Consider the following 12,224-nt stretch of genomic DNA (forward strand, 5'->3'; position numbering starts at 1 on the left):
ATAGTTTTTGTAGGGTTAAAGTGCACCGGTTGGACGAGCCAACCGGCTTACTTATTTTCTATTTAACGAACTCTATTAACATAAATCCATCCTGTAGTATTAGTACCTTCTGTAAAGTAAATTACAAAATAATAGGTTCCGTCAGGTAAATCATCGCCTTTATCGGTTTGACCATACCATTCGTTTTCATAATTATTTTTGCTATATACTTTTAGTCCGTATCTATTAAAGATCTCTAATTTGCTAACGTTATAGTTTGCTAAATCAAAGTAATCATTACTACCATCGTTATTTGGAGAAATACCCTTTTGAATCGTACAATTTTTAATTGTTACTTGAAAATCTGATTGGGCTGAACATCCATTGTTGGTTGCATATATGTAGATTAACTGTGATGTTGTTACATCCGAACCTGGCTGTAATGGCGTACCCGTTCCGTTTGGACCCGTATAGTAAGCATTACCTGCATTTAATTCTGGTAAGGTATATTTTCCACATTCTTCTACATCACTTAAATCTTGAGCCATTACTTCTACAATCGTCACGGTAAAACTTGTTTCATTGAAACAGTTTGGCGTGGTTCCACTTTGGGCATAAACATAAATCGTTTGTGATTCTGTTACACTGTACGGAAGATTTAATTGTTGACCTGTTGCTCCAGGACCAGTATAGTAACTGTTTCCTGAACTTAAAGGTTGTAATTCAAAACCTCCGTCTGATAAACAAGCTGTAGCATTTTGAACAACATCGGCTGTTGGTGTTGCAAAAACTTCAATAGTCATCGTAGTTCCTATAGCACATAGGCCAGCTGTTGGTGTAAATGTGTAGGTAGTAGGTCCGACTTGTTGCGTATTAATGGTAGAAGGATTCCAAACTCCTGTTATGTTTTCAATTGAGGACACAGGTAATTGAGGAGCTGTACTTCCTTGACATAATGACGCAATTTGTGCAAACGTTGCCGTTTGTGGTGCTTGTATCGTTATTTCTAAGCTAGTTCCTAAAGCACATTGATTAGGGTCTGCAGTGAAAACATACGTTGTTGTGCCCACAATAGTAGTATCAACAGTTGATGGCAACCAAGAACCAGTTACGCCGTTAGTTGATTCTAATGGAAGCGTTGGTGATGCTCCATTTTGACAAATCGGTGCAATGGCATCAAAAGTCGCTGTAACAGGAGTACTTATAGTGATTACTAACTCAGTAATAATAGCACATTCAATGGTTGCATCGGGAGTAAAGACATAAGTCGCATCTCCTAAGGTTGCAGTATCAATTATAGCTGGTTCCCATGTTCCAGGAACACTGTTATTTGAAGTTGGTAATGCATCAGGTGTTGCATTTTGACAATAGGTTGTCGTAATGGCATCAAATGTAGCTGCTATAGTTGGTTTCACTTCAACGATTAAACCTGTTGCAATAGCACATTCAAAAGTACTATCTGGCTCAAAAGTAAAGGTAAACTCTCCGGCTGTACTTGTATCGATTGTGCCATTCCATTGCCCGGTAATTCCTTCTAAAGAAGTAGTTGGCAATACCGGTGCTTCTGAACCTTGGCAAATTGAAATTGGATCAAATGTTGGAACAATTTCGGTTGAAACAGTGATGAGCAAGGTTAAACTTACCGCACACTGACCTGCATCTGGAGTAAAGGTATAAGGAACGTCAACAACTGCAACCGAAGTATCTATTGTTGCTGGACTCCATGACCCTGTTATTCCATTAGTAGATGTAGTTAAAACATCTGGTGATGCATTTAAACAATATGCCGTTACAATTGGATCAAAAGTTGGAACAATTTCATCATTTATTGTAATTAACAACGTAAATGTACTTGCACACTGACCTTCGTCAGGAGTAAACACATATTCAGCATCATTTACAGCTACCGAAGTATCAATTGTTGATGGACTCCATGAACCAAGCACTCCATTTAAAGAAGTAGTTGGTAATTCGTCAGCTGTTGCTCCAATACAATAAGTTACTGATATTGGATCGAATGCAGTATCAAAAGGAACAATTACTTCAACAGTGATTGTAACTGGAATTGCACATTCATAAGTTGCATCAGGTGTAAAAGTGAAATCAAATTGTCCTGCGACACTCGTGTCAATTAAACCATCCCAAGTTCCCGTTACTCCTTCTAAAGAAGTATCTGACAATATTGGAGCATCGGCACCTTGACAAACTGAAATTGGATCAAAAGTTGGAACAATTTCGGACGCCACAGTGATAAGCAATGTAACTGGTAACGCACATTGACCTTCGTCAGGTGTAAACACATACGGAGCATCAACAATTGCAACTGATGTGTCAATTATTGAAGGACTCCATGTTCCTGTTATTCCATTAGTAGCCTCAGCTAATATATCTGGTGTTGCATTTAAACAATATGCCGTAACAATTGGATCAAAAAGTGGTGTTGTTTCTTCAATTACAGTTACTGTAAGCGTTGTAGAAGTCGCACATTCAGCAGAACCAAATGGTTCAAAAACGTATTCAACTGTTCCTACAACAGAAGTGTCTACCGTAGATGGTGTCCAAAGACCCGTAATTCCATTTAATGAAGTAGCAGGTAAATCTGGTGCTGTACCGTTTAAACAGATGTTAGGAATTGCATCAAATTCAGGAACAATTTCGTCTGTCATTGTTACTTCAAAACTTCCTTCACTTGTACAGTCGCCATTAGTTCCACTAATTACTAAATAAACATAAATAGTTGTGTTTTCTGTAATAATATCACCTGCACTTAATGGTTGACCTTGACCTCCAGCTTCTGTAAAATAGTTTCCTATAGCTAAAATAGGCAATTCGTATCCAACAGTAGCACAAACTGTTACATCGTCTTGAACTGGTAATTCCTCACCTATAATGTTTAATAAGATGGTGTCTGTTGTAATTGTTTCTCCTCCACCACAGGCAGCATAAATTGCTTGAGCTGTCATACTTGTCGTTTCAGATACACACACATTTATACTTAAATCACTACTATAAAATTCACCATCTTTTAACCACGAGAATGTTACGTTAGATGGTCCAGCAGGTGTAAATCGCCATGCTTCATTAGAAGCAGACCATGTTCCTGTATTTCTTCCTGGTGGAACGTGAGCTTGTGTACCCGCTTGGTTTTGAATACCAAGAACTCCGTTTCCTGAATTCCAGTTTAAACAGGGAACACGATTTTGAACATATATTTCAATTGCATTTGACGTTTCATATAAAACGATTTGACTCGTTTGAAGCGGCACGTTTGTATTACAACTAAATTGAGCTAATTGTGAGAAGTTAACCACTAATACACGACAAGGAGCTGTTCCAAGAACTTGATAATTGATACTTGGTTGAGCAGGTGGTGTTGTTACGTTAGGGTTAATGTCTTGATAAGGACCATAAATCGCAGCCTTAATTGGAAAACCAACGTTTGGAATGGTTTGCGTAAATGGCCAAGCACAATATCCGCCAGCTGCCTGAGCACCTCCAGGAACTACTCCCTGAATATCAAAACTAATTACTCCATTTGAACCTACTAATGCTTTGGTATAATTTTGACCAAAGAAACAGAAGTTAAATGGTAAATCAATTGCTGGTGACCACACGTCATCTGTATTTACAGAGGTTGGAATACCTCCTGTAAAAGGGAATGGCGGTGTAAATGGTATACTAGTAATATTATAAGTTGTGGTATCTCCTGTTTCAAAGAAAGAAGCAGTTAAATCTACACAGTTTTCACCTGGACATAAGTTTAATACACCTGGCGTTGACGTTTGTAAATCAATATCAACTCCGGCACAACCTGGTAAAGCGGCAAGGATAAAGAAATTTTGTGGTCCTGCCCATGCACTTTTATCTGTAGGAGAACAAATTGCTCTTACATAGAACTCATAGAAACCTGCACTTAAGCCTGTTGCCGTATAGGGGTTTTGAGAAGTAATTACTCCCGCTGTTGCTGGAATACCAGCACCTACTGCCTGAACTACAACTTCAAATAAAGTAGCAGGAGCAATGTTTGTCCAAGACAAGGTAGCGGTATTTGTATCTGCTCCAATAACAATTAAGTTTATTGGTGCAGGACAAGTTGGTAAAGTCGTTGCCGTAGCAGGACCAGCCCATGTACTTGTTGGGTTTACACCAGTACAAAGTGTACGTACATAAAAATCATATGCTGTACCTGCGGTTAAACCAGGTACTATAAAAGGATTAGATGTTGCAGGAATTCCAGGAGTAGCCGCAGTTGGAGCAGGAGAACCTGCTGGTAAAGCAATTACTTCAAAGTTAGTTCCTCCATTAGGAGTCCAACCTACTGAAACTTGATTTATTCCGATATTGGAAGTTACAACATTAAAAGGAGCTAAACACTCTGGATTTAAACAATCTACATTGCCACTGTATAAAATCGTTCCTACTAATCCAGCAGAAGCCACATTCATATTATAAAGAGATTGTCCAAAAGGATTTATAATTTCCACTCGTACTTCAGCTGGCCAGTTTCCTGGCACACTCCAAAATAACTCAAATGGAAGGTTATTACATAATGGAACTTGAATATTTACAGGTCCTGCACCATTATTGAATGTTCCTCCAATTGTAGCGACAATAATTCCATTTTGACGCACTTGCATTAGACCGCCATTCCAACCATCACCAAAACTGTCACGCAATCTAAATATATAATTACATTGATCAGCAACGGCACAAATGGTTGTGTTAAATGAAGAAACTGGTGTCCAATTACTTGGTGAAGTTGTACAAAGAGCTCGCACATATACATCATATATGGTTGCAGCAGTTAATCCTTCTATTGTAAATGGATTGTCTGTTGTAACTGTTCCAGTGCTTGTGGCAGTTGGAGCAGGTGAACCTGCTGGCAATACAATAACTTCAAAATTTGTAATTCCAGGAATTGGTGTCCAAGATACATTGGCAGAAGAATCACCAATGGCAGAAAAAGTAATTCCAGTTGGTGGTAAACACTCAGGAATTCCACATTCTACTAAATTGTCTGTATATAAAATGGTTCCTACTAAGCCAGCAGAAGCCACGTTCATATTGAAAACTTGTTGATTAGAATCATTGATAATCGCCACCCGGATTTCAGCAGGAAAATTTCCTCCAGCATTCCAAAACAAGTCAAATGGTAAATTGTTACACAACGGCACAATTATATTTATCGGTCCTGCTCCTGCAGTAAAAGTAGTTCCTATTGTAGCGACAACAATACCGTTCTGACGTACTTGCATTGTTGCTCCATTCCATCCATCTCCAAAACTATCGTTCAAACGGAACGTGTAATTACACTGTTCAGAAATTTGACAAATTGTTGTATTGAAAACCTTTACTGGCGTCCAATTACTAGGGGTTGGTGTAGCACAAATTGCTCTAATATAAACATTGTATATTGTACCTGATGTTAAGCCTTCAATTAAAAAAGGATTATCAGAAGTCACCGTTCCTGTACTTGCAGGTGTTGGAGCCGGCGAACCATTTAATAAAACAATCACTTCATATTGCGTTACTCCAGGAATTGGTGTCCAAGAAACATTGGCACTCGTGTCACTAATATTATTGACTACAACTCCTGTAGGAGGTAAACATGCTGGATTATTACAATCAACTGTTCCTGCATACAATACGGTTCCCACTAAAGGAGCAGAAGCCACCGTCATAGCATATAACGATTGATTAAAAATTGGCGAGTTAAAGATCTCCACACGAACTTCATTAGACCATGTTCCTCCTACACTCCAAAATAAATCAAAAGGAATACCAGTACATAGAGAAACTTGTATGTCTATCGGCCCAGCACCTGCGGTAAAGGTTTCACCGATAGTTGCTATCACAATTCCGTTTTGACGCACTTGCATTCTCGCTCCATTCCAACCATCACCAACACTATCTCTCATTCGGAAAGTATAGATACATTGTTCTGCTGGTTCACAAATTGTGGTATTGAATGCAAAAGGACCAGCCCAAGCACTAAATGTTCCGTCGCCACAATCTCTTCTAACCCAATATTGATATTGTGTAGCGGCTTGAATTGGCGTACCGTCTAATAAGTTGGTTACAGTTACATTTTGATTGGCATTTGTTTGTACTCCAGCTCCTGGAGGAATAACGCCTCCTAAAACTTGTACTGCATATTCCCAAGAAGTGGCTGCGTTGGCATCCCATCCTAAAACAGCACTTGTTTGTCCACCTACCGCTGTTAAGTTGGTTGGAGGAGGACAGTTTACTACTTGAATAGATAAAGTAAACGGAATCGTATTTGGATTTCCGTTTGTAGAAATTACAATATAATAGGTTTGACCTTGTGTAACAGGTAAATCAATAACACGAGGACCTCCACCAGTATTGGCAGCACCCGCAATACAACTTACCCCAACATTCGCACAACTGTTGTATACAAATACACCTGAGTTGTTGCCTGTTGGCGTCATTGTAATATTAATTACTCCCGTAGTTGTAGCAGTATAACTATAATAAACGTTGTTTCCGTTTAAATAATTTCCTGTTGCTCCACAACCCGATGCTCCTGGACTACCATCGATATCATCGAGGTAATTGGACGTATTATCGGTTGTAAAATAGGGAAGTGCCGCAACTTGAATTGCAGAACTACAGGCCTGACCAGGGGTCGTGGTTATAAAATTGACTGGCCCGACCCATTCACTTGAACTAAATTCACACTTAGCTCTTACATATACTTGGTATTGAGTGGTTGGCGATAAACCTTCGGCTAAATAAGGATTATTAGTCGTTACCGTTCCAGCTACAGGTGCTCCTGGTGCAGGAACTACTGAAACTTCAAATTCTGTCGCTCCGCCTGGATTATCCCAAGAAATCAAAGCACTCGTTTGAGTAATACCATTAACCACAATATTTTCAGGATCGATACATTGTTCTACTAAACGAACCTCATCCACAATCCAACGGTCTCCCGTTAATCCGGCTGTTGGTTGATTCATTACAATAACAAATGCAATGTAAACGTTGTTACCAGCAAAACCAGCTAGGTTAACTTGTTTATCTTCACAAATGTTAAACGTTTCGTTTAATTCTGCCTCTGTCCAAGATTGTACAGTAATAAAACTGCCTGTATTGGTTTGAGAAGTGGTTGACAATCGTATTTCATACGTTGTGTTGTTTGGTCCACTAATGGTAGAACGTGTTTGAAAAAACAGTTGCCCATTTGCGGGCACTTGCACTTGTTGTGTTACAAGCCAATTTTCGGAGGTGTTACCCGCACCGATATTTTGACGTGCATTCATAAAGGCTGCAGTTGTACCCTCACAAACTGTTGGCGGAGTGGTTACCGATGTAGTTGTGGTCCATGTGTTGGTACCAAAACCGTTGTTAAATACTGCCCAGTTAGTTGGAATACCGCCTTCAAAATTTTCTGTGAATTGCGAATATCCCACTCCCGTCAGTAAAAACAACAGTATCACTAAAGTAATTCTTTTCATAAAATGAAAGTTTTAGGTTGTTTTGATTAATTTTTTGTAGGTTTAGAACGTCAAATTTAACAAAAATTAAGAATTGAATACCATTTTTTTGATATTTAACTAAATTCATTCAAAATATTTGCTTTAATAATGAAAAAAAGAAGTGTTAAACCATCTTGAATTGTCTAATTTTGCAAGAGAATCAAAGAAAATGTTAGAAAAAGAAAAAATAAATTTTGAAAAGACAATTATTGTAGGAATTGTATCAAAGGACCAAGATGAGTCTAAATTAAATGAATATTTAGACGAATTAGAGTTCCTAACTTTTACTGCTGGAGGTCAAGTAATCAAGCGTTTTTGGCAAAAATTAGAAAAACCAAATCCTAAAACTTTTTTAGGTACTGGAAAAATTGAAGAAATTCATCGCTACATAGTAGAAAACGAAATTTCATCCGTTATTTTTGATGATGAACTTACGCCTGCTCAGCAAAAAAATATTACTAAAATTTTAGATTGTAAGGTTTTAGACCGAACCAATTTAATTTTAGACATCTTCGCTCAGCGAGCGGAAACTTCCTATGCACGAACGCAAGTTGAATTAGCCCAATGTCAGTATTTGTTACCGCGACTATCTGGAATGTGGACACACTTAGAACGTCAACGTGGTGGAATTGGAATGCGTGGCCCGGGTGAAACCGAAATTGAAACAGACAGACGTATCGTTCGGGATAGAATTGCATTATTAAAAGAAAAAATCAAAACTATCGATAAACAAATGGGCGTTCAGCGTGGCAATCGCGGAGCAATGGTTCGTGTGGCTTTGGTAGGCTATACCAATGTAGGCAAATCGACTTTAATGAACGCGATTGGCAAAAGTGATGTTTTTGTAGAAAATAAATTATTCGCAACGCTAGATACAACTGTTCGAAAAGTCGTCATTCGGAATTTACCTTTTTTGTTATCCGATACGGTTGGTTTTATCCGAAAATTACCTACACAATTAGTAGAATCTTTTAAAAGCACCTTGGATGAAGTTCGTGAAGCCGACTTATTATTACATGTAGTTGACATTTCACACACCGATTTTGAAGATCATATTGCGGCAGTCAATAAAATATTAGTCGATATTAAAAGTGCAGACAAGCCTATCATTATGGTTTTCAATAAAATCGATGCGTATAAACCTGCTTTTTTAGCTGAAGATGATTTGATGACAGAACGCACCTCAAAGCACCATTCGTTAGCCGAATGGAAAAACACTTGGATGCACAAAGTAGGTGCTGATAATGCCTTGTTTATTTCGGCTACCAACAAAGAAAACTTTGAAGAGTTTAAAGAACTAATTTACGAGGCCGTTCGTGAAATTCATATTACACGGTTTCCTTATAATAAATTTTTGTATCCCGATTATAAAGATGCTGCAGAAGAATAAAAAGAAGGCTCCTAGAGATAGGAGCCTTTTGCTATTTTTTATACTTTAGAAATTGTAGTTCACGCCTAAGCCAAAAACTTGACGAATTTGAAGACCTCTAAACGCATTGTCATCATAAACCGTTTGAACAATCAGATTCGTAGAGAGAAATTTATTAATAGTCATTACTAAATTTAATTGGTAATCTAAATCAACATTTTGTGGGTCTTCTAGGTAGTTTGAATACAAACTCAAAATGTTTTCTGCCGATACATTTTCAAATAAATTAAACTTATAATATCCCGAGGCATAAAAACCTAATTCATACCGCATCGTTTTGCCTTCATCCACACCAAAATAGTTTACTCCTGCATATTGCTCTCTTAACTCTTCGGTTACAAAAGTTATTTTTGAAGAAATTGGAGCTAAATTGAATTTGAAATTATCTGTTTTTTTCCACATTAAACCAGGGCCAAAAGTTAGGTACGCTGGCGAAAAGAAATCTGTATATTCTGTTCTAATTTCTTTCCCGTTGGCATCGGTATCATAAACATATCCTTTTGAAAATTGTGTTTGAAAATTTACAAATGCGGAGTAATACCAATATCCTCCAGCTCTTTTGCCCGCTAATGAATTAAATTCTAGACGGTCATCTGTTTTCTTTTCGAATTCAGAATTTTTTGTTCGGACCAATCCATAAGAAGCAATAATTTTGTTATCCCAAGACCAATCTTCACTTTTATAATTGAAATCATAATTAATCCCGAGGTTACCCGAGATATTATTTTCTCCACCTGTAACCCAATTGTCAAAACTTGATTGATTAAATAAAAAGGATATTTTCCCTTTTTTGGTCCATCCATTTGTTCGGGTAGTATCGTTTACTGCCTTAACAACCTCATCTACACTTTTTACTACCTCTTGCTGAGCTAATATAGGCGTGACTGTAAGAAAAGTTAGAAGTATAACTAGTTTTTTCATTATTATTATTTTATTGTTAAAGTGCAAAAATATAATAATTGTTAATTACATCAAAATTTCATGATACGAACTACTTCTTTTTATAAAGTGGTACGGCAGAACATGCCTCGCCAAACATGATGCTTTTGGCCACTTTTTGTAAGTGTTGAACGGCCAAAACATAAGCTGATTCTGGCACTGGTTTTTTAGCACAACCCTTTAAAATAGTAGGTTTGTCTTGATAGGTGGAGTAATCTATTTGATTTAAAATTTCTGTGTATAGAATTACATCAATATCCTCTTTCTTTCCTAAAATTGTTTTTTTGGCAAAAGGCTGCAGATTAACCGTTACTAAAATTGTTGCCCAAGCGGGCAAAATAGCATCAGTTGAACAAAAAATAGCTACATACTGATTTTGATACTGTGACCAATCATGATTTTTAAGTGATTCCCGAAACTCTTTTTCTTTTAATAAAAACCCTTCTTCTAGCCACTGCGAAACATCTATTTGTGTTCGAATTCCGGAAGGGTAATAATCTTCTAAATCAAAAACCTCGAGAACTGAATTGGCTACTTTATTTATAATTTCGTCCATAATTTAATTTCTATTGGCAGTTTTCAGCCGAAGCAAACTGAATACTGCGACTGAAAACTGCCTGCTTTTTTAAAGCATTCCCAATTCTAGTTTAGCTTCTTCGCTCATCAAGTCTTTTGTCCATGGCGGGTCAAACGTGATTTCTACTTCACATGATTTTACAGCGTCCAAAGATTTAATTTTTTCTTCTACTTCCATGGGTAAGGTTTCTGCAACCGGACAGTTTGGTGATGTTAACGTCATTAGTACTTTTACATCGTTATCTTCATTAATCATGACATCGTAGATTAAGCCTAATTCATAAATATCAACCGGTATTTCTGGATCATAAATGCTTTTTAAAACTTTTACTACATCTTCTCCTAAGTTGATTTCATCTTTAAATTCTTCCATAATTATTGTTTTTTTTAAACACATGAGTCAATTCAATAACTCATTAATTTCTTGATTTTGTAAACTATTTTTTTGCGATTGGCTTATTTGACTTATATGGTTCATTATTTTTAAACGCTTTTTTTAACCATATGAGTCATAAAAGTTATTCCCACTTCTTATTAATTTATTGATTTTGCAAACTTTTTTTGCGATTAGCTTATATGACTTATATGGTTCATTATTTTTAAACGCTTTTTTTAACCATATGAGCCATATAAGTTATTCCCTCTTCTTATTAATTTCTTGATTTTGTAAACTATTTTTTTTGCGATTAGCTTATATGACTTATATGGTTCATTATTTTTAAACGCTTTTTTTAACCATATGAGTCATATAAGTTATTCCCACTTCTTATTAATTTCTTGATTTTGTAAACTATTTTTTTTGCGATTAGCTTATATGACTTATATGGTTCATTATTTTTAAACGCTTTTTTTAACCATATAAGTTAATTCAATAACTCATTAATTTCTTGATTTTAATCTTTTATTGCGATTGGCTTGCATGATTAATTATTTCGAAAGCAATAACTTTATTTTGTTTAATTTTTAGCATCAAAAGCCAACGCATACATTTTAATTTGTTTAATCATTGAAACCAAACCGTTTGCTCGAGTGGGCGACAAATGCTCCTTTAAACCAATTTTATCGATAAAATCAGTGTTTGCTTCAAGAATAGCCGCTGGTTTTTGATGTGAAAAAACGCGGATTAAAATTGCAATAATTCCCTTAGTTAAAATCGCATCGCTATCGGCAGTAAAAACAATTTGTCCGTCAGCTTCTTGCCCTTGTAGCCATACTTTAGATTGACAACCTTTGATAATATTGTCATCGGTTTTATATTGCTCTTCAATCATCGGCAATGTTTTTCCTAATTCAATAATGTATTCGTAGCGTTGCATCCAATCGTCAAACATCGAAAATTCATCTACAACTTCATCTTGTATGGCTTTGATGGTCATGTTTATTCTTTTATGGTTAAAAATATTAATTTGTTTATCAAATTCTCAATTTCAATTGGCGGATAGCCGTGATCAAAACCTTCTGTAGTATACGTTTTCCCTTTTACAGTGATGCTTATATTTGCATGTGGAGCACCGTCATATAATCGTTTTTCGGTTGGTGCTTTTAAAGTAGCCATTCCTTCAAGATTGATTTCTTTAAAGGCTTCAACCAATTCATTCCACTCTTTTTTAGAAAGCGAAACTTCCGTTTGCTCTCCATCTCTTTCATTTATCACGAAGAGTTTTTTATCTTCAATTTTAATGTTTTTATAAAACCCTCTTGAACTTGCTTCATAGTTTATAATGGCCGTATCAAACTCATCATTTGAACAGCTTTTGGATAAAATCAATGTCAAAAAAATAGTAAAAATTGTTTTCATGTTT

7 protein-coding genes are annotated in these 12,224 nt (G+C 36.4%); 1 reads left to right on the plus strand and 6 read right to left on the minus strand.

Annotated elements, in window-relative coordinates:
- Positions 1-62 precede the first annotated feature (62 nt).
- The gene (locus tag PHR76_RS00455) at positions 63-7,457 is read right to left on the minus strand and encodes a fibronectin type III domain-containing protein (protein ID WP_300057134.1); all 7,395 of its coding nucleotides are present in this window, start codon (positions 7,455-7,457) and stop codon (positions 63-65) included.
- A 190-nt stretch (positions 7,458-7,647) separates the two neighbouring features.
- Here PHR76_RS00455 and hflX point away from each other — a divergent pair, with 190 nt between their 5' ends.
- On the plus strand, positions 7,648-8,868 hold the full coding sequence (hflX, locus tag PHR76_RS00460) for a GTPase HflX (protein ID WP_300057501.1): 1,221 nt from the start codon (positions 7,648-7,650) through the stop codon (positions 8,866-8,868).
- A gap of 45 nt (positions 8,869-8,913) precedes the next feature.
- On the opposite strand, the gene PHR76_RS00465 is transcribed toward hflX, so the two are convergent.
- The 5 genes from PHR76_RS00465 to PHR76_RS00485 form a co-directional block, all read right to left on the minus strand.
- Complete coding sequence (locus PHR76_RS00465; protein ID WP_300057136.1) at positions 8,914-9,828, minus strand: DUF3078 domain-containing protein; 915 nt, start codon at positions 9,826-9,828, stop codon at positions 8,914-8,916.
- A gap of 70 nt (positions 9,829-9,898) precedes the next feature.
- Complete coding sequence (locus PHR76_RS00470; RefSeq protein ID WP_300057139.1) at positions 9,899-10,402, minus strand: DUF2480 family protein; 504 nt, start codon at positions 10,400-10,402, stop codon at positions 9,899-9,901.
- A gap of 69 nt (positions 10,403-10,471) precedes the next feature.
- On the minus strand, positions 10,472-10,795 hold the full coding sequence (locus PHR76_RS00475) for an SUF system Fe-S cluster assembly protein (protein WP_300057142.1): 324 nt from the start codon (positions 10,793-10,795) through the stop codon (positions 10,472-10,474).
- Positions 10,796-11,378: 583 nt separating this feature from the next.
- Positions 11,379-11,798, minus strand: coding sequence for a SufE family protein (locus tag PHR76_RS00480; RefSeq protein ID WP_300057145.1), 420 nt, complete (start codon positions 11,796-11,798; stop codon positions 11,379-11,381).
- Between the two features lie 2 nt (positions 11,799-11,800).
- Entirely contained in the window at positions 11,801-12,220 is a 420-nt protein-coding gene (locus tag PHR76_RS00485; protein WP_300057148.1) for a hypothetical protein, read from the minus strand.
- Positions 12,221-12,224 lie beyond the last annotated feature (4 nt).

The organism is Flavobacterium sp. (assembly GCF_028689845.1).
Lineage (GTDB): Bacteria > Bacteroidota > Bacteroidia > Flavobacteriales > Flavobacteriaceae > Flavobacterium.

Coding starts and splice junctions, on each gene's coding strand:
- PHR76_RS00455 (WP_300057134.1), bottom strand. CDS start 7,457: ATGAAAAGAATTACTTTAGTGATACTGTTGTTTTTACTGACGGGAGTG.
- hflX (WP_300057501.1), top strand. CDS start 7,648: ATGTTAGAAAAAGAAAAAATAAATTTTGAAAAGACAATTATTGTAGGA.
- PHR76_RS00465 (WP_300057136.1), bottom strand. CDS start 9,828: ATGAAAAAACTAGTTATACTTCTAACTTTTCTTACAGTCACGCCTATA.
- PHR76_RS00470 (WP_300057139.1), bottom strand. CDS start 10,402: ATGGACGAAATTATAAATAAAGTAGCCAATTCAGTTCTCGAGGTTTTT.
- PHR76_RS00475 (WP_300057142.1), bottom strand. CDS start 10,795: ATGGAAGAATTTAAAGATGAAATCAACTTAGGAGAAGATGTAGTAAAA.
- PHR76_RS00480 (WP_300057145.1), bottom strand. CDS start 11,798: ATGACCATCAAAGCCATACAAGATGAAGTTGTAGATGAATTTTCGATG.
- PHR76_RS00485 (WP_300057148.1), bottom strand. CDS start 12,220: ATGAAAACAATTTTTACTATTTTTTTGACATTGATTTTATCCAAAAGC.